Here is a 20,791-nt window from a genome sequence, read left to right as displayed (position 1 = left end):
GTGGCGCCCGGCTACTCCCCGGTGAACTGGGGCGGACGCTTGGCGAAGGTCGCCGAGATGCCCTCGGTCAGGTCTTTGGACGGCAGGAAGGCCGCGTTCCAGGTAGCGACGTAGCGCAGGCTCTCCGAAACCGCCGAAATACGCTGCTGGTCCAGCACGTCCTTGATGCCGTAGACCGTCAGCGGTGGGTTGGCGGCGATCTCGGCGGCGGTGGCATGCGCCGCGGCCAGCGTTTTGTCTGGGTCGTCGTAGACGTCGTTGACCAGGCCGATCTTCTCGGCGCGTGCCGCGTCGATGTCCTTACCCGTCAGCGCCAGCTCCCGCAGATGGCCATCGTTCAGGATCAGCGGCAGGCGGGCCAGGCTGCCGACATCCGCGACGATGGCGAGCTTGACCTCCCGGACCGAGAACTTGGCGTCGGCGCTGGCATAGCGGATGTCGACCGCCGAGATCAGGTCGACGCCGCCGCCGATGCACCAACCGTGCACCGCGGCGATCGTCGGGGTCCGGCAGTCGGCGACCGCGGTGATCGCCCCCTGCATGCGCTTGATCTCGGCGTGGAAGTCGGTGCGCGGGCGCGCCAGCGCACCTTCGGCCAGCACCCCGGCGAACGACCCGCCCATCGCGGGCACGTCAAGGCCATAGCTGAAGTTCTTGCCCGACCCGGCGATGACGATGGCGCGGACGTCGCGGTCGGCGTCCAGCGCTGCGAACACCTCCGGCATCTCTACCCAGAAGGCGGGCCCCATCGCGTTGCCCTTACCCGGTCCGATCAGCGTCACCTGCGCTACGTGATCTTTGACCTCGACGGTGACGGATTCGTATGTATCGCCCATATCGAGACCGTAGCGTGGCGAATATGCCTCGTGATTTGCGACCCGGACCAGACTCTCCACCGGCCGACGAGCTACAGGCCGCCGAAGACACCCTCGGGGTACTGCGGCATGTCCTGCACACCATCGCCGACGACGATCTGTCCCGCCAGACTCCGTGCACCGAGTTCGATGTGGCCAAGTTGACCGAGCATCTACTGAAGTCGATCGGCGGCATCGGCCGCATAGCGGGTGCGGAGTTCCCAGAGCGCGAACCGGGCGACTCGGTGGAAAGGCAGATCATCAGCGTGGCCCGCCCGGTTCTGGATGCGTGGCACCGTCGCGGCCTGGACGGCAACGTGCCGTTCGGCAAGGGCGAGATGTCGGCCAAGTCGGCCTGCGGCATTTTCTCGATCGAATTCCTGGTGCACGCTTGGGATTACGCGGCAGCCGTGGGACGCGATGTCGAGGCCCCGGAGCCGCTGGCCGAATACGTGCTGGACTTGGCGCACAACACCATCAGGCCGGAATTCCGCGGTGCCGCCGGGTTCGACGACCCCGTCGGCGTGCCTGCGGACGCGAGCGCCCTGGTCCAGCTCGTCGCGTTCACCGGCCGCAACCCCGCGGGCTAGGCAGCCGCTTTCAACTCCCGCCGCTGCTTTCAACTCCCGCCGCTGCTTTCAACTCCCGCCGCGTCGACTGCGCGGCCAGGGCTGCGAGTGTGCGCCCGCGCCGCCCTGAGCGCACACGCGAGCGTATCCGGGGACTACACCCGCTCGAGGTAGAAGTAGTAATACCGGCCGTTATCCAGGACACCCTTGCCGTTCATGATGCCCATCACGGCGTCGTCGTCGATCTTCTTGAAGTGATCGTGCACCGGCTGCCCGTCGTAGACCATCGTCGCGGTGACCTCGCCGCGGAATTCCTCGAGCCACAGGCTCGCCTCGCCCTTGCCCATCTCCTTGTTGGAGAACTTCTTTCCGTCGGCGTCCAGGCAGACCAGCGGCTGGACGTCACGTGCGGATGTGAACGTTTTGCCGAACCAGCCGGCCTTCTCCAGCTGCCCGTTCATCTTGTGGCCGGTGACGAACTCGCCGCCCTTCCACTCGCCGAGCATGCCCTCGACCGTCGCCGGCTCCAGAGTCGCCCACAAATCATCGAGCTCGGCATCGCCGATCTTCTCGCTGCGTTCCCTCAATTCGTCGAACTTCTTGCGGGCAAGGCTCATTCGTCGACCTCCGGGCGGGTGATCCAGTCGCGGGCGAACGCCAGCAGGGCGTCGTTTTCTTTCGGCGCACCGATGGAGACGCGGACGCCGTCGGTGCCGTACTGACGAACCACGATCCCCGCGTCGGCCGCCCGCGTGACGAAATCCTGAGTGCGGGGCCCGAGCGGCAGCCAGACGAAGTTCGCCTGCGACGGCGGCAAGGTGAACCCGGCATCACGCAACTCGGCGCTCACCCGAACACGGTCGGCGACCAGGGCGTCGGTGCGGGCCAACAACTCGTCGGCGGCGTCCAGCGACGCGATGGCGGCGACCTGCGAGATGTTCGTCACGGAGAACGGCACGAACACCTGGTCCAGGGCGGTGATCAGGTCCGGGTGCCCGACCGCGTAGCCGACGCGCAGACCCGCCAGCCCGTATGCCTTCGAAAAGGTGCGCAGCACAACAACATTGCAGTGCCCTCGGACCAGGCCCAGGCTGTCTGGCAGCATGCCGTCACGGATGTATTCGACGTAGGCCTCGTCGATGGCAATCACGATGTGCGGCGGAACGGCCTCGACGAAGCGGGTCAGCGCGTCGGGGTCGACGACGGTGGAGGTCGGGTTGTTGGGGTTGCAGACGAAGATCAGCCGGGTGCGGTCGGTGATCGCGGCAAGCATCGCGTAGAGGTCGAAGGTGTGGTCGGTCAACGGCACCTTGATGGCCGTCGCGCCGGCGACCTGGACCTGCGGCGGGTAGAGCTCGAAGCTGCGCCAGCCGAAGATCACCTCGTCGCCCGCCGAGGCGGTGATCTGAACCAGCTGCTGGCACAGGCTGACCGAGCCGGCGCCGACGGCGACGTGCTCCGGTTCGAAACCGGAACCCAGATGCTTGGCCAGCGCCGCTTTGAGGTGTACGCAGCCGTTGTCCGGGTAGCGGTTGATGATGTCGGTGGCCTGCTCGATGGCAGCGCGGACACTGGGCAGCGGGCCGAACACCGTCTCGTTGCTGGCCAGTTTCATCGAGCCCGGCACGGTCTTGCCAGGAACATAAACTGGCAGCCCGGCCAGCTCCGGCCGTAGGCGGGCAGTCATTTCGACAGCATATGTCCCCGCTGTGTACGCTATGCCTCCGGCGGTTCAGGGACGCCCGCACTGTGTCGGGTACCCTCATGAAGTCCATAGGGAGGCGTGCCAGAGCGGCCGAATGGGGCTCACTGCTAATGAGTTGTCCCCCTCAAAGGGGACCGGAGGTTCAAATCCTCTCGCCTCCGCTGAGTCCTTTCGAGGACACAACTGAAGTACCGGCGCCCGTAGCTCAACGGATAGAGCATCTGACTACGGATCAGAAGGTTAGGGGTTCGAATCCCTTCGGGCGCGCACACTGCGAATTCGGGCTATGCCGTTAACCGGCTGCCAGCTCAGCACCGGGAGCCCATTCCAGCATCCCCTCCGCATTGAGCGGAGACTTGCGGGGCCTCAGGGCTGCGGCGGCGGAGCCGGCGGGTTATCCCAACTCCCCGGCGTGCCCGCGGGCACCTGCATTCCGAGCCAGTTGCACGGCATCATCGACCGCCACGCGATAAACGCGCACTGCTGCTCAGGCGTCAAGGGACTAGGACCCGCGCACGGCGGCGTTCCCGGCGCACCGCAGATGGGGTCGGCGGCCGCGGTCGGCGCAGTGGCAAACGCGGCAGTGGCGATCGTTAGCGTGCAGGCTGCGATGAATGCAACGATCAGACGTCGGGTGCGTTCCATGGCTGACTCGAATCTGTCGGGCGCCCCCCTGCGCAGATCGTAACCCCGATATCTGGCGCTGCGTAACCCCTCGGTTGACCGTCAGTACCCCTCGGTTGGCCGTCCGCCCGACGTCGTTTCGGTGAGCTTGACGGGCTCGGATTCCGCCAGCCGGTCGCCAGTGTCGGCGCCACGCGCTTCAAGCTTCGACTCGCCGGAGGTAATGCCGTTGCCGTCTAACCGCCCCCGGCGCGCCTGAGTTAGACCGGGCCCGCTGTCCAGTTCGCGGCGGGTATGGGGGTCATGGTCGTACTCCGTCCAACCGCCTTCTTCGCGGCGCATCAGCGCATGTGTCACCAATAGGTGCGCCCGGCACAGCGCGGCGCGATCATTGGCACTCCCCGGCTGTGCCGGGAAGTATCCGCCGCACACCTGGCAGGTCCGCATGACATGGTCAGGCTCTTCGTCAGCCGCTATCGGCGAAAACCCCAGCGCGTCCGACGAGAATTCTGGGTGGTCTTCCGTATTCATCAGCAGCTCCTCGAGCCGGTCCTTCGGGGTTTTGACCTTCCCCCGCTCGTCCAGGACGCGGTGACGGCTAATGCCGTAATCCGTTGCTTCACAGGACGTTAACGACTGGCTACGACTCTGTTCGGACGCGCTTCGCTAAGCGCAGTCGCCGGTGTCTGTGTCGGTCGATTTGTCCGGCATCGGGCCTACCGTCGCGATCATCGGGATTTTGAGCGTCCTACCGCCGGCGATCGGGACATGGACCGAGAAGAACACGATCTTCAACTCCAGGCTTACCTGTCGCATGGGCTGGGCGTACAGGTCAAAGCGCATGTCCCGCAGCCGCGCCAGGCCGCGCTCGAGCCGACTCATGGCCTCGACCCTAGTTGCTTGGATTCCCGCACCGCTACGGGCGTGGATCGAACGGCCGGCGCGTCGGCACGGTTACCGTCTGGGTGACCGTGCTGGTCTCCGTGCTCGGCGACAGCGTGACGGTGCTCGGCGGGACGGTCGTCGTGGGGGCGTCTGTGCTGGGTGGTGGGGCCGTTTCGGTCACCGTCTGGGTCGGAGCGCCGCCGCCACCGGGTGGGTGATGTCGAGTGGGCTCCGCAGCGGTGGTGGTCACCGTCGTCGTGGGCGACGGTGGGGGCGTCGTCGTCGGACTCGGGGCCGGCGAACCGCTCACCAACGTGACGATCGCGTAGATCGCCAAGCCAAGCACGATCACCCCGACCGCGCCCGCCGCGACCAGCGCCAGCGGGCGCCGGTACCACGGTGTCGGGGGCTCCGGCTCGGGCGCGGGGTCGTAGCCGCCGCCGTACCGCGCGGCCTGCGTCGGCTCGTACTCGGAGTAGTAGTCGGGTTCCTCAGGATAAGGAGGCACGTCAGAAGATGCTAGCCGGTGCCGATCTGGGTCAGCGCGCGCTCGAACAGGTGAACCGTCGCCGCGTGCAGTTGATCGCCGACGTCCTTCTCGGCCTTGCCGGCACACGCGCGCGCCAGTGTGCCCTCGATGACGATGCCCAGCTTGAAACAGGCCAGCACGGTGTACCAGGTGATGTGCGACAGGTCGCGGGTGGTGTTGGCGGCGTAGCGCTCGAACAGCTCGTCGGTGCTGGCCAATCCGTCCTGGCCGCCCAGGGCATGGCTGAAGACGCTGGACCCGTCGGGCTGGCGCCAGGTGGCCAGCAGCCAGCCCAGATCGAGCAGCGGGTCACCGATCGTGCACATCTCCCAGTCGACGATCGCGACCACGTCGGGCCCGGTACGGGAGAACATCACGTTGGCGGCGTGGTAGTCGCCGTGCATGATGCCGGGTGACCAGGTCGCCGGCCGGTGCCGTTCCAGCCAGGACGACACTTCCTCGATGCCCGGGATGTCGGGCCCGGGGTAGCCGTCGTACTCGCTGTAGCTGTCCAGCTCCGAAAGCCAGCGCGGCACCTGGCGTTCCAGGAAGCCCTCCGGCTTGCCGAAATCGGCGAGTCCCACCGCGACGTGGTCGACGGCGCCCAGCTTCGCCAGCGCGTCGGCCATCGACAGGCCCATGCCGTGCCGCACGCTGGCATCGCTCGCATGCAACGGCGGCAGCCCTTCGCCCGCGTTGAATCCGTCGACCGGGTCCATCAGGTAGAAGACGGCGTCGCCGAGCACCCTCGTGTCGTCGCAGGCAGCGATCAGGTGCGGGTGCGGCACATCAGAACCGGCCAGCGCCGCAAGGACTTTGGTTTCCCGCAGGATCACGTTGTTGCTGCGCGGACGCAGGTGCCGTGGTCCACGCCGCAACACGTAGGCTCGGCCGGATCGGGTGAACCGCAGCATCACGTTCTGTGTTCCACCCGTGACGGCGGAAACGTCTTCGAGCGGTCCCTCGCCCAGTCCCTGCTCGGACATCCATTGCGCGACGGCGTTCAAGTCCACGTGCTCCACGTGGTGTGAACCTACTCTGACGTCAGCGCTTGGCCCGTGCGGTGTACCGGAGGGTCTGCGCGCGGATCACGCCGCCGCGGAAGACGAAGGTGTCGACGCCGTCATCGACCCGGCTGAGCGCCGAATCGGCGGTCCACTCGAGGAACAACACGTCGCCGTCGAAGAACTGGGTTTTCAGGTCCCAGTCCGCGTTCGGCAGATCGGCGAGCAAGTTGGCGAAGACGTCCCGGATGGCGTCCTTGCCGCGCGCGACGCCGCCCGGGCTGATCACCACCGAATCGTCGGCGTAATCGGCGACGATCTCGTCGAGGTCCCCCGCGGCCAGCGCTTCCCCGTGGTGAGCGAAGATTTCCTGGGGCGTACGTGTCATCGCCTTGCTCCCTCGCAACCTGTGGGCCCCCTGGGAAAAGAGCCTAATTCAACAGCCGCGCGTGCCACGAGACCTCAGCAGCTGGAAGAATAGTGAACGCAACCGACTATGAGGGTGGAGAGGACTGGCGATGCCACGTACCGACGACGATTCCTGGGACATCACTCAGAGCGTGGGGTCCACCGCACTCGGGGTCGCGGCGGCCCGCGCCGCAGAGACCGAGAGCGAGCATCCGCTCATCAACGACCCGTTCGCACGCGTCTTCGTGGACGCCGCGGGGGAGGGGTTGTGGAGCATCTACGCCGACCCCGCGTTGTTGGCCAAGGCCGTCGAGATCGAACCCGAGATGCGCACGCGGATCCAGCTGATGGTCGACTTCATGGCGACGCGGACGGCGTTTTTCGACGAGTTCTTCCTCGGTGCGGCCGACGCCGGGGTTCGGCAGGTGGTGATTCTGGCGTCCGGACTTGACGCGCGGTCGTGGCGGTTGCCGTGGCCCGACAGCACGGTGGTGTACGAACTTGACCAGCCGAAGGTGCTGGACTTCAAGACGGCCACGTTGCGCGACCACGGCGCGAAGCCCACCGCAGACCTCGTGACCATACCGATCGATCTGCGTCAGGACTGGCCAAAGGCGTTACAGGAAGCAGGTTTTGACGCATCGAAGCCGAGCGTCTGGTCTGCGGAGGGGTTGGTACGCTACCTGCCATCGCAAGCTCAGGATCTGTTGTTCGAGCGCATGCATTCGCTCAGCGCGCCGGGCAGCTGGCTGGCTTCCAACGTTCCCAGCCCGGGCTTTACCGACCCCGACCGAGTACGGCGTCAGCGTGAAGACGCGCAGCGCCTGCGCGCCGCGGCCGCGAAGTTGGTCGACGCCGAGATCACCGATGTCGAGGACCTCTGGTACGCGGAGGAGCGCACACCGGTCGACGCATGGCTGCGTGAACACGGCTGGGACGTCGCCGCCTTGTCCTTCCCGGAGTTGATGGCTCGCTACCACCGCTCCCTGCCGGACGACGCCGTCGACGCCATGCCGCCCACTCTGTACGTCTCCGCTCAGCGACGCCACTAGGGCGTGATAACGATCCGCTGATCGGCGTCGGTGGCATCCCAGGCGGCTTCGACATCGGCCAGCGGCACGGCCCGGGCATCGAATTCGAAACCGCCGCTGCTGATTTCGGTAGCCATCGCGGGTAGTTCGGCCAGGATGTCGCTGGTCGGGACCGAGCCTTGTCCGCTGCCGACGATCTGTAGGCGTACGGCGCGCAGTGCCGCGGAGAAGATCTCGGCCGAGGGGCCAGCGACCGAGCCGATTTCGATCCACGTGAGCGGCTTTGCCTGATCGCTACGGTGGGTGGCGATACCGGCCATCACCTGGGCCGTGATCGGACCCCACAGATAGTCGATCACGACATCGACGTCGCGCGCGGCGTGCGCGAGATCGTTTATCGCCGAATCGTTGTCGATTTGAGCGACAGCGTCGGCCCCCAGCTGCGGAAGGGAAGCGAGCCGCTGCGCGTCGCGTCCGGCGCCGATGACGTGGCCCGCGCCAAGGCGTTTGGCGACCTGTACGGCCATGCGACCCGAGCTGCCGGTGGCACCGAGAATCAACACCGTTTGACCGGGTTCGAAGTCGATACGCCGGCGAAGGGCGACCCAGGAGGACATGACGGGGTTCATCGCGGCGGCCACCAGGATGGGGTCGGTGCCCTCCGGAAGCACGAAACTGCGCCGTTGGTCGATGACGGTCTGTTCGGCCATCGCGCCCATCGTGGTATCGGGCAGGACGAAGTAGCGAAGCGTGCCGTCGGGTGCGCGCCCCACGCCGTCGATGCCGGGGACCAGGGGTAGCGTCCCGGAGCTGGTGTAATGCGAGCCGTCAGCCTGAGATCGTACCCGTGGATGCAGGCCGGAGGCGATCACGTCGACCACGACCTCGTCGGCGGTTTGCGAGGTGGGACTAGGGAACTCGCGGTAGGCGGGAGGCCTGTCGAATGTGGTGACGACGGCTGCGTGCATGGAGTTCTCCTCGGCGAAAGCGGCAGATTTAGATGGTAACACGAACTATATTAGGTGGCGATACCAACTAACTCAAGGTATGGTCCACGGCATGGAGACGGCCGACGACCTCAGGGATAATCTCGTGCAGGTGTCGTTCGCAGTGATCGCGGTGCTGAGCCGTGTTGCCGCCGAACATGATTTGTCGCTAACTCAGCTGCGGGTGCTGGGGATACTGCGTGACCGTGAACCGGCGATGGCCGAACTTGCGACATACCTCGGGTTGGAACGCTCGACCGTCAGCGGGCTCATCGACCGCGCGGTTCAGCGCGGATTGGTGCGAAAGAGCACCGACGCCGTCGACGGCCGGTCGGTACGGGTCAGCCTCACCGCCCAGGCGCGGCGACTCCAGGTGCGGGTCATTGCCGAGATCGGCGAGCTGATGGCGCCGATGACAGGCTCCCTCAACGGCACTGAACAGCAGCGGCTCTCCGCCCTGCTGGCCAAAATGCTGGAGCGCTAGCGGCGGCGTGCCATTACCGGGTGTCGAGGGCGAACGTGGGCTCGACTTCACAACCGGCGACGTCGAGCATCATCGCGGCCATCATGTAATGACCGACAAGCATTGAGAACTCGAGGATCTGGTTCTCGTCGAGCTCGCGGCGCAGTCGCTGATAAGTGGCCGCGGAGAGGTTCTTGGTGGCGAATAGTTCGTCGGCGGCAGCCAGCAGCGTGCGGGTGCGATCCGACCACTCTTCGTCGGTCTCGTTGGTCAGCGATTCGATCTCACGCCGGGAGATGCCGTGCTGGAGGGCCATCCGGGTGTGGTGGGCGTACTCGTATTGACAACCCATCCGCCAGGCGATGCGGATGATGATGCGTTCCGTGTCGGCCGGTGAGATCGTGCCACCCCGCAGCAGCTGGCCGACCAGCATCGCATGGATCGGGAAGATCCGGCCCAGCCGCGCCAACACCAGAAAGCAGTTGTAGTCGTAGTTTTCGTGGGCGCTGCGACGGATTGCCGCCAAGAAGAAGCGATGGAAGAGGCGCTGCTGCGCACGCGGCAGCGGCGGTATACGGCGTGGATACAGCTCGCCCTGCCAATCTCCCTCGGGTACAACGAACGGTGGTTGGACCACCGGAGGACTCGTAGTGCGGTTGCGGCGGAGCAGCGAAGTCATGGCTGGTCGTCCTTGGTGGAGGTGTTAACAGGGTCAGGCGCCGATGGCTTTGCCGGTAATCGCCAAGACGACGCGGCGAGGCGCGAACCGGTTGGCGAATGCGGGCACGGCGTTGAGCGTTCCGGAGATGATGCTGGGTGGAGCCGAACGACGGTCCAGCGTCCGCAATGTCTGCGCGGCAACGGCTTCGGGCGTCTGCCAGCGTCCGACGCCCGGCCGGGTGGTGCCCAGCACCTCGAAAAACGGGGTGCGCATCGGACCGGGTGATACGGCGAGTACGCGCAGGCCGCTATGCCGGTGTTCGTAGGCCAGCGCCTCGGTGAAGCTCAGCACGAAGGCCTTGCTGGCGCCGTAAACGGCCATCGACGGAGTGGGCTGGTAGGCGCTGGTGCTCGCGACGTTCACCAATGCGCCCCGACCGCTACTCAGCAGCTGCGGCAGTAACGCACGGGTAAGATCGACCACCGCATCAACATTCAATCGCACCTGAGCGGTGATCGCGTCGGGATCCTGCGTGACGAAATCGCCGTGGGTGCCCACACCGGCGTTGTTGATCACGGTGTCCACTCGCACACCGTCGTCGGAGAGCCATTCGGCCAGTGCAACCCCGGCACCGGGTCGCGACAGGTCACAGTCGTACGCCAGCACGTCGACACCGTGCCGTGCGTGCAGTTCCTTCGCGGTCAGCTCCAGCTTGTCGCGGCTTCGCGCCACCAGCACCAGATTGGCGCCGCGCTCGGCCAGCTGGTGTGCGAACGCGGCGCCCAAACCTGAACTGGCACCGGTGATCAGCACGGTGGTGCCGCGGTAAGCCAGGGCGGTCATTTGGCCTCCATCGAGGACCCGCTGGTACGAGCGGATCCGACGGACCGGTTGTCTGGCTTCCATGCTCGGGCGGTCGCGATGCCTCGGGGCGTGTCGCCGTTACGCTCGGCCAGGTCGAGGTACTCGAAAGGATTGTGTGCGCAGAAGATATCGACCTCGGGGTGGTCGGCGTGCAGGCTACGCAATCGATCCTGGTTGTGGCGGCGGTTGGCGCGCTCGGTGGTCACCATCATCTGGAACAGCGCCACACCGGCACCGCAACGCCGTTGCGGAAGCTTGATTTCGCGGGCGTCGAAGTAGGCATCTCCAGCGTCGAGCAACCAGCCGTCGGAGGTGTTGACCGCGATTCCGCAATGGCCGTGGGTGTGCCCGAACAGCGGGACCATCAGGATGTCGTCGCCAAGCCCTTCCAGTCCGCGCACCGCATCGAAGCCCATCCAGCCCTCGCCACCGTGGGTGTAGGTGCGCCACTTCGGGTCATGAGTCCACATCTTGGGCCGGTACCGTCGCTTTGCCCGCAACCCGTGGCGGCGGCGGGCGGCGTCCAATTCGGTAGCGTGCACATGAACCAGGGCCTGCGGGAAGTCGCTGAGGCCGCCGACGTGGTCGAGGTCGAGGTGGGTCTGCACGATGTGCCGGACATCGCTCACTGAGAAGCCCAGCTCGCGGATCTGCTCAACGGCGGCCAGCGATGGGTCGAGGCCGGGCCGCGCGTACACCTTGGCGAACTCCCAGCCGAGTCGCGACGAAATGTCGGCGTAGTCGGCGCTGCCCAACCCGGTGTCGACCAGCACCAGGCCGGCATCGGTTGTCTCCAGCAGCAGAACGTGGCAGACCAGATGCTGCCCAAGCAGTGAAATGCCTTGAATCGAGGCGCAATTGAGGTGATGGATCCGGGTGATCGTCATACTGGGAGGCCTTTCCGTGAATATTCGTTCATTTTTACCGTGCGCCACCCAGGCTGTCAATAGTGAATGTTCCTTCACGTAAGATGTCGCTTATGCCGAAGGTGACCGAGGAGCAGTGGAAGGCTCAGGAGCAGCGCTACCTGGACGCGGCCCGAAGATGTTTCAGTCGGATCGGGGTGGCGCCGGCCTCGATGGACGAGATCCGTAGCGAGGCCGGCGTGTCGGCAGGCGCCATGTACCGCTACTTTCCGTCCAAGGACGCCCTGATCCATGCGGCGATCGAGACGTCGCTGATCGAAGTCGGGGAGTTGACGGCCAAGGTTGGCGAGCGCGACGACATCGCCGGCCCCAATGCGTATCTGCTCGCGGTACTCGAAACCCTCCAGCGATTCCGCCACCACACGGAAGGCGTGGACCTTTTCCGGCTCGCCGTGCAGGGTTGGGCGCATGCGCAGACCCAGCCCAAGACCAAGGCGATGGTCATGGCAGCCTTTCAGGCTCAACGCGCCGCGTTCGCCGATGCCGTTTCTCGATGGACGGGCCGAAATGATGCGTCTGCCATCGCGGCCGCCATCGGCGGCGCGGTGATTGGCTACGTCGTGCAATCGCTGTTCACCGACGGCGGCGTCGATCCGCGGTGGTATTGCCAGGGCATCGCCGGTCTGAATTGAGCGAGGCGAAAGTGCTTGCACACTCGAAAGTGCTTGCACACTAAGGCCGCCGCGATGGCGCATCGACCCGCGCGGATAAGCGATGTGCATCGGACCGACGCGTCGATGCCGCACCTGAAACGTGTGGAGAGGCCGAACGCAAATGCGATCCATCAAGTGGGCGGCAAGCCGTTCGTCTTCTTTGGCACTTCTCAGCCCGTCGCGACCGACCCGGATACCGGCGGACGCTACGCCGACCCGTTCTTCACTACGGACCACCGCAACGGACCACCGCAAATCACGATGACGGAACTGGGCGGGCTGATTGCCCCACGCGTGGCTGTCAAGGGGTTCCAAGAGGCGGGTCGCGGAATGGTTGGCCGCTCATTCGTAGTGCTCAGATCCCGGGTCTGGGAACGACACCTGAGTTAGCCTCGGCGAGGTTTAGACACGAGTCCAATGGGTATCGCTACGCGACGAGAAAATTTTTCTCGGACACAACGGAGGTCACCATGCGTGGTCGCGGAATAATCGGCGCGATCGTCTTGATTTGGCTAATCGTTGGAGTCTTCGCGGCGTGGCAACGCGACTACTTCAAAACTGGGCAAACGGATTGTGTCACAGCGGGAAACATAGCTCTGACGGTGGTCGCGGGGCCGTTGAACTACGGGGGCGTCAACCCGAAAGTTAAGGATTGTCATGTGCCCCAACCCAGTTCAATGCCCAGTAACTTAGCATCCCTCACGTAAAGGAAATCGTCATGATCGTCTTGGGTATCGTTCTCCTCATTCTCGGATATGTATTCGCCATTCCCTTGCTGTGGACAATCGGCATTGTCCTCATCGTCATTGGTGCAGTGCTGTGGGTGCTCGGCTCGGTCGGCCGCCCGGTCGGCGGCAGGCGGTATTGGTACTAGGCACCGCTAGCCAGGCTCGCCGGCTGTTTCACAGGACACACAAAGGAATGTCATAGCGGCGGCCCAGTCGGGCGCGGATACTGGAACCTGTGACACAGCCTCGAACTTCTGTAGAGCGCGTTGTCATGTGCCGCGCGGACGGCAAGCCAATCAACGTGCTGGTCGTGGACGACGAATCGGTGTTGGCCGAGATGGTGTCGATGGCGCTGCGGTACGAGGGCTGGAACATTGCGACCGCCAGTGACGGGTCATCGGCAATCGCCTCGGCCCGTGCCCAACGCCCCGACGTCGTCGTGCTCGACGTGATGTTGCCCGACATGAGCGGGCTCGACGTATTACACAAACTGCGCGAAGAGAATCCGCAGCTCCCGGTGCTGCTGTTGACGGCCAAGGACGCGGTGGAAGATCGGATCGCGGGGTTGACCGCGGGTGGCGATGACTATGTCACCAAGCCGTTCAGCATCGAAGAGGTCGTGCTTCGATTGCGGGCGTTGTTGCGGCGCACCGGGGTCACGACGGTGGACAGCGGGGCGCAGCTCGTGGTCGGCGACTTGGTGCTGGACGAGGACAGCCACGAGGTGACCCGTGCCGGCGAGCCGATTTCGTTGACCTCCACCGAGTTCGAGCTGTTGCGGTTCATGATGCGCAATTCGAAGCGGGTGCTGAGCAAGGCGCAGATTCTCGATCGGGTATGGAGCTACGACTTCGGCGGTCGGTCCAACATCGTCGAGCTGTATATCTCCTACTTGCGCAAGAAGATCGACAACGGCCGTGACCCGATGATCCACACACTGCGCGGTGCGGGTTATGTCCTCAAACCAGCCCGCTAGGACACGGCGAGTCTGGTCGCTTCGGCTGCGGCTTCTGGTCGGTCAGGTCGTTGTGCTCGCCCTGGTCTGCGTCGGGATCACCGCGGCAACCGAACTCTCGCTGAACCACCACTTGGTGCGACAGCTCGACGGACAACTGGGCGGGACCTCGCATCGTTCGGCGCTGATGTACCCCGAACCGAACCGTCCCGGCTGGCGGCACGACCACGCCTACCCACGACCCGGCCCCGGTCCGCGGTTCCTGGATGCTCCGGGGCAGCCAGCGGGCATGGTCGCCGCGGTGGTCAACGACGGCAAGACGGTCGACGCCGGCTACCTGACCAGCATCGGTTCCCGCGCTGCGCTGAGCGACAAGGCCCAGGATCAACTCGCGGCGATCGCGAATAGCCGTAAGCCGGTAACCCTGAATCTCGACGGCCTCGGGCGGTACCGCGTCGTGGCCGCCCCGAGCCGGCGCGGCGGCGACGTGATCGTCACCGGATTATCCATGTCCGACGTCGACGCGACACTGCTGCAGATGCTGGTCATATTCGGGGTCGTCACCATAATCGCGCTGGCCGCAGCGACGATCGCCGGGATGGTGATCATCAGGCGAGCACTCGCGCCGCTGCGCCGCGTCGCGCAAACCGCGCGCAGAGTTTCCGACCTGCAACTGGACCGCGGTGAGGTCGAAATGCCGGTGCGGGTCCCCGAATCCGACGCCAACCCCTCCACCGAGGTGGGCCAACTGGGGTCGGCGCTGAACCGGATGCTCGACCACATCGCGGCCGCGCTGTCGGCACGGCAGGCTAGTGAGACCCGGGTCCGTCAGTTCGTCGCCGACGCGAGTCACGAACTGCGCACGCCACTGGCGGCGATCCGCGGCTACACCGAACTCACCCAGCGGATGGGCGACGATCGCGAGGCGGTGGCACACGCGATGAGCCGCGTCGCGTCGGAGACCGAGCGAATTACGCGCCTCGTCGAGGACCTACTGCTGCTGGCCCGCCTGGACTCGGGCCGCCCCCTGGAACGCGAACCGGTGGATCTATCGCGGGTGGCGGTCGATGCGGTCAGCGACGCGCACGTTGCGGGACCGGATCACCAGTGGGAGCTCGATCTGCCCGAGGAACCGGTCATCATCGTCGGCGATGCGGCACGCCTGCATCAGGTGTTGACCAATCTGCTTGCCAATGCGCGCATCCACACCGGTGCGGGAACCGTCGTCACCACGCGGCTGAACACCGGACCGACGCATAGCGTGCTGCAGGTGATCGACAACGGGCCCGGTATTCCGGCGGCGCTGCAGTCAGAGGTGTTCGAGCGGTTTGCCCGCGGTGACACCTCGCGCTCCCGCAAGGGTGGCAGCACCGGGCTCGGGCTGGCGATCGTCTCCGCCGTCGTCAAGGCGCACAACGGGACGATCACCGTCGACAGCTCGCCCGGCCATACCGAGTTCACGGTGCGGTTGCCGCTCAACGGATGGCAACCGCCCGCAGCCTCGCCTAACTAGAGCAGGTGACGTCGATCTCGAACGGTTTGCTCACCGGTTGCGTGGGGTTGGCCATGTCCACGCCGGTGGCAGTCCCGGTGATCTTGTAGCTGTTGCCGTTCTTGGTCGCCGAGGCATTGCCCCCGCCGCCGGCCGAGGCGTATGCGAGGGTCACGCCGTTGACGTTGCCGAGCCCGACGGACGTCACCGTGGGCGGGTTTCCGTCGCTGAGCACGGCGGCGATGCCCGTCGCGGCCCCGCCGATCGCGATGTTGACGCTGCCGCCCGCCGTTGAGCAGACGACCGAACCGGTGACGTTCTGGTCCTTACCGTCGATGATCACCTTGGTGCCGCCGCCTCCGCCGGTGCTCGCCGAAGTGCTTGCGCCCGACGAGGACCCACTCGAACTCTTCTTGTCGCTCGAACAGCCGGAAATTCCCGCAACCAGAATTGCTGCTCCGGCTACCGCGACCGTCAGTTCACGCTTCACCTGTGCTCCTTTGCCGATGTAGCGGTCCTCCGAGGTTGGAGAGCCATCTCGGCAGTATGCGGGTTTGCCGGGGCGTAGAGAAGGGATCCGACAAATTGTTTCGTTCCGGTTAACTGGCCCGCTCTCCGCACGTCCTTTCGGGCAAGGCCGCGTTAATGGCAATGTATTGCCGGTGAACCCCAAGCCCCCCACCGCCGTCATCGAGTCGGCGCATCGCCAACATGTTCTGCCCTGGGATGACACAACGGATTTCGACAACGCGGATCGTGGATTCATCGCGGCCTTGTCTCCCTGCGTCGTCAGGGCGGCCGACGGCCGCGTGGTGTGGGACAACGACATCTATTCGTTCCTCGGCGGCGCCGCGCCGGCATCGGTGCACCCCAGCCTGTGGCGGCAATCGACCCTGGCCGCCAAACAAGGCCTGTACGAAGTGGTGCCGGGGGTCTACCAGGTTCGTGGCCTTGACCTTTCGAACATCAGCTTCATCGAGGGTGACACCGGAATCATCGTCATCGATCCGCTGGTTTCCACCGAGGTGGCCGCGGCGGCGCTGGACCTCTACCGCACCCACCGCGGCGATCACCGCCCCGTCGTCGCGGTGATCTACACCCACAGCCACGTCGACCATTTCGGCGGCGTGCTGGGCGTGACCTCGCAGGCGCAGGTCGATGCCGGCAAGGTCGCGGTGCTCGCGCCGGAAGGCTTCACCGCGCACGCCGTGCAGGAGAACGTCTACGCCGGGCCCGCGATGACCCGACGGGCCACCTACATGTACGGCACCCTGCTCGAACGCGGACCTCAGGGACAAGTCGGCTGCGGGCTGGGCCAGGCACCGTCCACTGGCGAGGTAGCCATCATCGTCCCGACCATCGACATCCGGGAGACCGGTGAGACGCACACGATCGACGGTGTGGAGATCGAGTTTCAAATGGCGCCCGGCACCGAAGCTCCCGCGGAAATGCATTTCTATTTCCCGCGATTCCGTGCATTGTGCATGGCCGAGAACGCCACCCACAATCTGCACAATCTGCTCACCCTGAGGGGCGCGCTGGTGCGTGACCCGCACGCCTGGGCGGGGTATCTCACCGAGGCGATCGACACCTTCGCCGACCGCGCCGACGTGGTGTTCGCATCCCATCACTGGCCGACCTGGGGCCGCGAGAGCATCGTCGAGTTCTTGTCGCTGCAACGCGACCTGTACTCGTATCTGCACGACCAGACGCTTCGGCTGCTCAACCAGGGCCACACCGGTGTCGAAATCGCCGAAATGTTCCGGATGCCACCCGCTTTGGATCGCGCCTGGCACACCCACGGTTACTACGGATCGGTCAGCCACAACGTCAAGGCCGTCTACCAGCGTTACATGGGTTGGTTCGACGGCAATCCGGGCCGGTTGTGGCCGCATCCTCCGGAGTCGCTGGCGCCCCGGTATGTCGAGGCGATAGGGGGCATCGACCGAGTCGTCGAACTTGCCCAAGCAGCTTTCAACTCCGGCGACTTTCGTTGGGCAGCAACACTTTTAGATCACGCGATCTTCACCGACAGCGATCACGCCGCGGCTCGCGCACTGTACGCGGACACATTGGAGCAACTGGCCTACGGCGCCGAGAACGCGACGTGGCGCAACTTCTTCATGAGCGGCGCAACCGAATTGCGCGGCGGAAACTTTGGCACCGCCACCACGGCCACCTCGATGTCGATGCTCAGTCAACTGACGCCGGAGCAAATCTTCGACAGCCTTGCCATCAGCGTCAACGGTCCGCGCAGCTGGGACCTCGATCTCGCCATCGACATCTCGTTTGCCGATCTGGCGGTCAACTACCGGCTCACCCTGCGCAATGGGGTGCTTGTCTATCGCAAGGTCGCCGCCGACTCCGCCTCGGCAGACGTTACGGTCAAGCTGGACAGCAAGTCTCGTCTGTTGGCGGTGGCGATGGGCGATTCCTCCTCGGCCGGGCTCGACATCTCTGGAGACCGCTCGGCACTGCAGGCGTTGCTGGATGTGCTGGACAAACCCGACCCGAAATTCAACATCGTCACGCCTTAGCCGGGCCGGGTCATGCGACGTCGATGACCACCTTGCCCAGGACCTTGCGTTCGGCCACGTAGCGCAACGCCGCGGGGGTTTCAGCCAACGGGAATCGCGCGCCGATGTAGGGGCGGACGGTTCCCGCGGCGAACATCGCTGCTAGCTCCTGCTCGTCGCGGACCGCCTCATCGGGATAGTCGTTCGCGAAGGTGCGGATCTCCATGCCACGCACGTAGAGGTCTTTGAGCAGAACGAGATTGAGCGGAATGGCCGGGATCGTGCCCGCCGCGTAGCCGAGGGTGACGAAGGTGCCGCCGCGCGCCAGACCCCGCAGCGCCGGCTCCGAATACTGTCCGCCGACCGGGTCCAGCACAACCCGGGCCGCATCGCCGGTGAGCTCGCGGATCCGCATCTTCAGGTCCTCGCGGTCGTAGTCGACGACGGCCTCGGCCCCGCGTTGACGGCACAGTTCGAGCTTCTCCGCGCTTGACGCCGCGGCCAGCACCCGGGCCTTCATCGCGACTGCCAGGTCGACGGCGGCCAGCCCCACACCACCTGCGGCACCGAGAACTACGACCCAATCGCCTTCTGTCACAGCGGCAGTCGAGCGCAGGGCGTAATACGCCGTGCGGTAGGTCACGCCGAAAGCCGCGGCCGACGCGAAATCGGCGTCGTCGGGCATGAGCGACGCCTGAGTCGTGTCGAGCAGCGCCTGTTCGGCGAACGCCCCGAAGGTGGTTCCGGCCACCCGCTGGCCGGGGCGAAACGGCGCGCCCGCACCGACGGCGAGCACTTCCCCGGCGATCTCGTTGCCCGGTATGAACGGTGGTGGAATCTTGACCTGGTACTTGCCGGCGATGAACAGCACGTCGGGAAAATTGACCGCCGCGGCGCGCACCCGCACCAACATCTGACCGGATGCGGGGACGGGCTCGGGAACGTCGTCGACCACCAGGTTTTCCGGCGGCCCGTAGCTGCGACAGACGACAGCGCGCATCAATCGACTCCCAATCCGTTCAGGCAGAACCTCACCACGTGTGCGATGTCGTCGGGCTCGGGCCGAACGGTCGAGCCCATGTAGCGTCGCATCGTCGCCGCCGTACAGCAGAACACCGCCTCGACGTCGCGTTCGACATCGGTACTTCCCAGTGCCGCAACCGGTTCGACCAGCAGGTCGCGCAGTGGGTTCATCATTTCGTGATCGACGGTACGCCAGTTCGTCGCGGATGCCATCTGACCGGCCGCCGCGCGGCTCTTCCTGATCAGGTCCGGTTCGGCGACCTGTGCCAGGGTGCCCTCGATCCAGCGGGCGATCTTGTCCCGCGGTCGGGCCTCCTTGGCCATCTGGTGTTCGAGGTAGGACACGACGATCCCGACACCCCGCTCCATCACCGCCAGAATGAGATCATCCTTGCCGGCGAAATACCGGTAGAACGCCTTATTCGACGACCCGGCCTCGGCCACGATGTCACTGACCCGAGGCGCCTCGGGCGCGACGCGCTCCATCACCCGCACCGCCGCGACCAGGATGCGTTCGACCTCCGCGGTCGCCCCCCGCTGCCGGTCGTCGAGCGCGCGTTCGACGGCCGCGGCGACTCTGCTGATCATGGCGAATGTGGGTGCGCCGGAACGCTACCCACCAGGGCGCCGTATTTTTCCCGGGCGGCGTCGCGACGCACTTCCAGCATTTCGCTGGGCCAGTCACCTTTCTCGGCGTCGTAGCCCTTGAGCAGCATCCGGGCCAGGTTGACCTTGTGTGCCTCGGTCGGCCCGTCGGCCAGGCCGAGCGCGATACCCCCCAGCAACACGTTGACCAATGGCAGCTGGTCGGTGAGCCCGAGCGCGCCGTGGACTTGGATCGCCCGCAGCGCAATCGATTTCAACACCTGCGAGGCGAGGATCTTGCAGGCGGCGATCTCGGCCCGCGCGCCCTGCTCGTCGCCGTTGTCGATCAGCCACGCGGCGTGCAGCACGGTCAGTCGAAACGGGATCAGCTCGGTGTAGGAATCGGCGACGAATTCTTGCACCAGCTGCTTGTCGGCCAGCGGACTGCCCTGGGTAAAGCGGCTTTTCGCGCGTCGCGACATCATGTCGACGGCACGTTGCGCCATCCCGATGGAACGCATCGCGTGATGCAACCGCCCGCCCGCCAATCGGGTCTGCAGGATCAGGAAGCCCTGCCCGGCTTCGCCGAGCAGCGCATCCGCTCCTACCCGCACCCCGTCGTAGTGCACCAGCGAATGCCCCGGCTCGTGCGGGTCGGCTCCCACCAGGTGGTGGTTGGCTTCCAGATTCAGCCCTTCGGTGCCGGCGGGGATCAGGAACGTCGAGGCGCCGCGGTGGACCGGCACATCTGGATCGGTGATCGCGACGACAATGAAGAAGGACGCCACAGACGCGTTGGAGGAGAAGTACTTTCGTCCGGTGATCACCCACTCGTCGCCATCGCGGACGGCTCGGGTGGTGAACACGCGCGGATCGGCGCCGCCTTGGGGTTCCGTCATCGAGAAGCAGGAAAAGATCTCCCCGGAGAGCAGCCCTTTCAGATAGCGGTCCTTCTGCTCCTGCGTTCCGAAGCGCGCGATGATCTCCGCGTTGCCGGTATCGGGCGCCTGGGTGCCGAAGACGATCGGCGCCCACGGGCTGCGGCCCAGAATCTCGTTGATCAATGTCAGCTTGACCGCGCCGAAGCCCTGACCGCCGAGTTCCGGGCCCAGATGCGGTGCCCACAAGCCATTGTCACGGACCTGCTGCTTGAGCGGGTCGACGATCCGCCGGCGCTCGTCGTTGAGCGGCAGGAACTCGCAGCCCGGGAACAGCACTTCGAGTGGCTCCACCTCTTCGTGCACGAACTCGCGCACCCAGGCGAGCTTCTTCTCGAACTCCGGCTCGGTAGAGAAATCCCAAGACATTCGAATACTCCTACTCGTTCGTT

The 20,791-nt window shown here is 65.5% G+C and carries 26 protein-coding genes, 2 tRNA genes and 1 pseudogene; 12 read left to right on the top strand and 17 right to left on the bottom strand.

What is annotated here, in order from left to right; all coding sequences use genetic code 11:
* Window positions 1-11: 11 nt before the first annotated feature.
* Window positions 12-836, bottom strand: coding sequence for a crotonase/enoyl-CoA hydratase family protein (locus OK015_RS00655; RefSeq protein WP_268128472.1), 825 nt, complete (start codon window positions 834-836; stop codon window positions 12-14).
* Between the two features lie 23 nt (window positions 837-859).
* On the opposite strand from OK015_RS00655, the gene OK015_RS00650 reads away from it, so the two are divergent.
* Window positions 860-1,444, top strand: coding sequence for a TIGR03086 family metal-binding protein (locus OK015_RS00650; protein ID WP_268128470.1), 585 nt, complete (start codon window positions 860-862; stop codon window positions 1,442-1,444).
* Window positions 1,445-1,578: 134 nt separating this feature from the next.
* On the opposite strand, the gene OK015_RS00645 is transcribed toward OK015_RS00650, so the two are convergent.
* Together OK015_RS00645 and OK015_RS00640 are read right to left on the bottom strand one after the other, a co-directional pair.
* On the bottom strand, window positions 1,579-2,040 hold the full coding sequence (locus OK015_RS00645) for a DUF4334 domain-containing protein (RefSeq protein ID WP_268128469.1): 462 nt from the start codon (window positions 2,038-2,040) through the stop codon (window positions 1,579-1,581).
* Window positions 2,037-3,110: a pyridoxal phosphate-dependent aminotransferase gene (locus tag OK015_RS00640; protein ID WP_268128468.1), complete on the bottom strand. Its 1,074-nt coding sequence runs from the start codon at window positions 3,108-3,110 to the stop codon at window positions 2,037-2,039. Before OK015_RS00640 ends, OK015_RS00645 begins: the two co-directional genes overlap by 4 nt.
* Before the next feature lie 90 nt (window positions 3,111-3,200).
* Between OK015_RS00640 and OK015_RS00635 the strand changes: the two genes are divergently transcribed.
* A tRNA-Ser gene (locus OK015_RS00635) sits at window positions 3,201-3,289 on the top strand.
* Window positions 3,290-3,322: 33 nt separating this feature from the next.
* Window positions 3,323-3,395, top strand: a tRNA-Arg gene (locus OK015_RS00630).
* Window positions 3,396-3,494: 99 nt separating this feature from the next.
* Here OK015_RS00630 and OK015_RS28995 read toward each other — a convergent pair.
* From OK015_RS28995 to OK015_RS00605, 6 genes are all read right to left on the bottom strand, one after another.
* A complete protein-coding gene (locus OK015_RS28995) occupies window positions 3,495-3,773 on the bottom strand; it encodes a hypothetical protein (RefSeq protein WP_326498506.1) in 279 nt (92 codons plus the stop codon).
* An 81-nt stretch (window positions 3,774-3,854) separates the two neighbouring features.
* Window positions 3,855-4,283, bottom strand: coding sequence for a hypothetical protein (locus OK015_RS00625; protein WP_268128467.1), 429 nt, complete (start codon window positions 4,281-4,283; stop codon window positions 3,855-3,857).
* Between the two features lie 135 nt (window positions 4,284-4,418).
* The gene (locus OK015_RS00620; protein WP_268128465.1) at window positions 4,419-4,634 is read right to left on the bottom strand and encodes a hypothetical protein; all 216 of its coding nucleotides are present in this window, start codon (window positions 4,632-4,634) and stop codon (window positions 4,419-4,421) included.
* Window positions 4,635-4,668: 34 nt separating this feature from the next.
* Entirely contained in the window at window positions 4,669-5,145 is a 477-nt protein-coding gene (locus OK015_RS00615) for a hypothetical protein (protein WP_268128463.1), read from the bottom strand.
* Window positions 5,146-5,156: 11 nt separating this feature from the next.
* Window positions 5,157-6,152 (bottom strand): phosphotransferase family protein, encoded by a 996-nt coding sequence (locus OK015_RS00610; RefSeq protein ID WP_268132361.1) that lies wholly within the window; start codon window positions 6,150-6,152, stop codon window positions 5,157-5,159.
* A 58-nt stretch (window positions 6,153-6,210) separates the two neighbouring features.
* Window positions 6,211-6,558: a nuclear transport factor 2 family protein gene (locus tag OK015_RS00605; RefSeq protein WP_268128461.1), complete on the bottom strand. Its 348-nt coding sequence runs from the start codon at window positions 6,556-6,558 to the stop codon at window positions 6,211-6,213.
* 130 nt (window positions 6,559-6,688) lie between these two features.
* Here OK015_RS00605 and OK015_RS00600 point away from each other — a divergent pair, with 130 nt between their 5' ends.
* The gene (locus tag OK015_RS00600; RefSeq protein ID WP_268128460.1) at window positions 6,689-7,630 is read left to right on the top strand and encodes a class I SAM-dependent methyltransferase; all 942 of its coding nucleotides are present in this window, start codon (window positions 6,689-6,691) and stop codon (window positions 7,628-7,630) included.
* Here OK015_RS00600 and OK015_RS00595 read toward each other — a convergent pair.
* On the bottom strand, window positions 7,627-8,577 hold the full coding sequence (locus tag OK015_RS00595; RefSeq protein WP_268128459.1) for a quinone oxidoreductase family protein: 951 nt from the start codon (window positions 8,575-8,577) through the stop codon (window positions 7,627-7,629). The genes OK015_RS00600 and OK015_RS00595 overlap by 4 nt on opposite strands.
* A gap of 91 nt (window positions 8,578-8,668) precedes the next feature.
* Here OK015_RS00595 and OK015_RS00590 point away from each other — a divergent pair, with 91 nt between their 5' ends.
* Window positions 8,669-9,079, top strand: coding sequence for a MarR family winged helix-turn-helix transcriptional regulator (locus OK015_RS00590; protein WP_268128458.1), 411 nt, complete (start codon window positions 8,669-8,671; stop codon window positions 9,077-9,079).
* A gap of 13 nt (window positions 9,080-9,092) precedes the next feature.
* Here OK015_RS00590 and OK015_RS00585 read toward each other — a convergent pair whose 3' ends face one another.
* Genes OK015_RS00585 through OK015_RS00575 form a run of 3 tightly spaced genes read right to left on the bottom strand, consistent with a single transcriptional unit; the run spans window position 9,093 to window position 11,470 of the window.
* Window positions 9,093-9,737 (bottom strand): carboxymuconolactone decarboxylase family protein, encoded by a 645-nt coding sequence (locus OK015_RS00585; protein ID WP_268128457.1) that lies wholly within the window; start codon window positions 9,735-9,737, stop codon window positions 9,093-9,095.
* A 33-nt stretch (window positions 9,738-9,770) separates the two neighbouring features.
* The gene (locus OK015_RS00580; protein ID WP_268128456.1) at window positions 9,771-10,562 is read right to left on the bottom strand and encodes an SDR family NAD(P)-dependent oxidoreductase; all 792 of its coding nucleotides are present in this window, start codon (window positions 10,560-10,562) and stop codon (window positions 9,771-9,773) included.
* Entirely contained in the window at window positions 10,559-11,470 is a 912-nt protein-coding gene (locus tag OK015_RS00575; protein ID WP_268128454.1) for an MBL fold metallo-hydrolase, read from the bottom strand. The genes OK015_RS00580 and OK015_RS00575 overlap by 4 nt, the downstream gene beginning before the upstream one ends.
* 92 nt (window positions 11,471-11,562) lie before the next feature.
* Here OK015_RS00575 and OK015_RS00570 point away from each other — a divergent pair, with 92 nt between their 5' ends.
* The 6 genes and pseudogenes from OK015_RS00570 (at window position 11,563) to OK015_RS00545 (ending at window position 15,358) form a co-directional block, all read left to right on the top strand.
* Complete coding sequence (locus OK015_RS00570; protein WP_268128452.1) at window positions 11,563-12,141, top strand: TetR/AcrR family transcriptional regulator; 579 nt, start codon at window positions 11,563-11,565, stop codon at window positions 12,139-12,141.
* Between the two features lie 54 nt (window positions 12,142-12,195).
* Window positions 12,196-12,514 (top strand): annotated as a pseudogene (locus tag OK015_RS00565) (hypothetical protein).
* Window positions 12,515-12,632: 118 nt separating this feature from the next.
* On the top strand, window positions 12,633-12,869 hold the full coding sequence (locus tag OK015_RS00560) for a hypothetical protein (protein WP_268128450.1): 237 nt from the start codon (window positions 12,633-12,635) through the stop codon (window positions 12,867-12,869).
* Between the two features lie 11 nt (window positions 12,870-12,880).
* Window positions 12,881-13,036, top strand: a complete 156-nt coding sequence (locus tag OK015_RS00555; RefSeq protein ID WP_268128448.1) for a DUF6131 family protein — start codon at window positions 12,881-12,883, stop codon at window positions 13,034-13,036.
* Window positions 13,037-13,161: 125 nt separating this feature from the next.
* Window positions 13,162-13,866, top strand: coding sequence for a response regulator transcription factor (locus OK015_RS00550; RefSeq protein ID WP_268132359.1), 705 nt, complete (start codon window positions 13,162-13,164; stop codon window positions 13,864-13,866).
* A complete protein-coding gene (locus tag OK015_RS00545; protein ID WP_268128447.1) occupies window positions 13,844-15,358 on the top strand; it encodes a sensor histidine kinase in 1,515 nt (504 codons plus the stop codon). The genes OK015_RS00550 and OK015_RS00545 overlap by 23 nt, the downstream gene beginning before the upstream one ends.
* Here OK015_RS00545 and OK015_RS00540 read toward each other — a convergent pair.
* Entirely contained in the window at window positions 15,351-15,827 is a 477-nt protein-coding gene (locus tag OK015_RS00540; RefSeq protein ID WP_268128446.1) for a lipoprotein LpqH, read from the bottom strand. The genes OK015_RS00545 and OK015_RS00540 overlap by 8 nt on opposite strands.
* 166 nt (window positions 15,828-15,993) lie before the next feature.
* Between OK015_RS00540 and OK015_RS00535 the strand changes: the two genes are divergently transcribed.
* Complete coding sequence (locus tag OK015_RS00535) at window positions 15,994-17,874, top strand: alkyl/aryl-sulfatase (protein WP_268128444.1); 1,881 nt, start codon at window positions 15,994-15,996, stop codon at window positions 17,872-17,874.
* A 10-nt stretch (window positions 17,875-17,884) separates the two neighbouring features.
* Here OK015_RS00535 and OK015_RS00530 read toward each other — a convergent pair whose 3' ends face one another.
* Genes OK015_RS00530 through OK015_RS00520 form a run of 3 tightly spaced genes read right to left on the bottom strand, consistent with a single transcriptional unit; the run spans window position 17,885 to window position 20,768 of the window.
* The gene (locus tag OK015_RS00530; RefSeq protein ID WP_268128443.1) at window positions 17,885-18,853 is read right to left on the bottom strand and encodes an NADPH:quinone oxidoreductase family protein; all 969 of its coding nucleotides are present in this window, start codon (window positions 18,851-18,853) and stop codon (window positions 17,885-17,887) included.
* Window positions 18,853-19,464: a TetR/AcrR family transcriptional regulator gene (locus tag OK015_RS00525; protein WP_268128441.1), complete on the bottom strand. Its 612-nt coding sequence runs from the start codon at window positions 19,462-19,464 to the stop codon at window positions 18,853-18,855. The genes OK015_RS00530 and OK015_RS00525 overlap by 1 nt, the downstream gene beginning before the upstream one ends.
* Entirely contained in the window at window positions 19,461-20,768 is a 1,308-nt protein-coding gene (locus OK015_RS00520) for an acyl-CoA dehydrogenase family protein (protein ID WP_268128439.1), read from the bottom strand. Before OK015_RS00520 ends, OK015_RS00525 begins: the two co-directional genes overlap by 4 nt.
* Window positions 20,769-20,791 lie beyond the last annotated feature (23 nt).

Source organism: Mycobacterium sp. Aquia_216 (genome assembly GCF_026723865.1).
Lineage (GTDB): Bacteria > Actinomycetota > Actinomycetes > Mycobacteriales > Mycobacteriaceae > Mycobacterium.
This window is presented reverse-complemented; position numbering and strand designations above follow the sequence as displayed.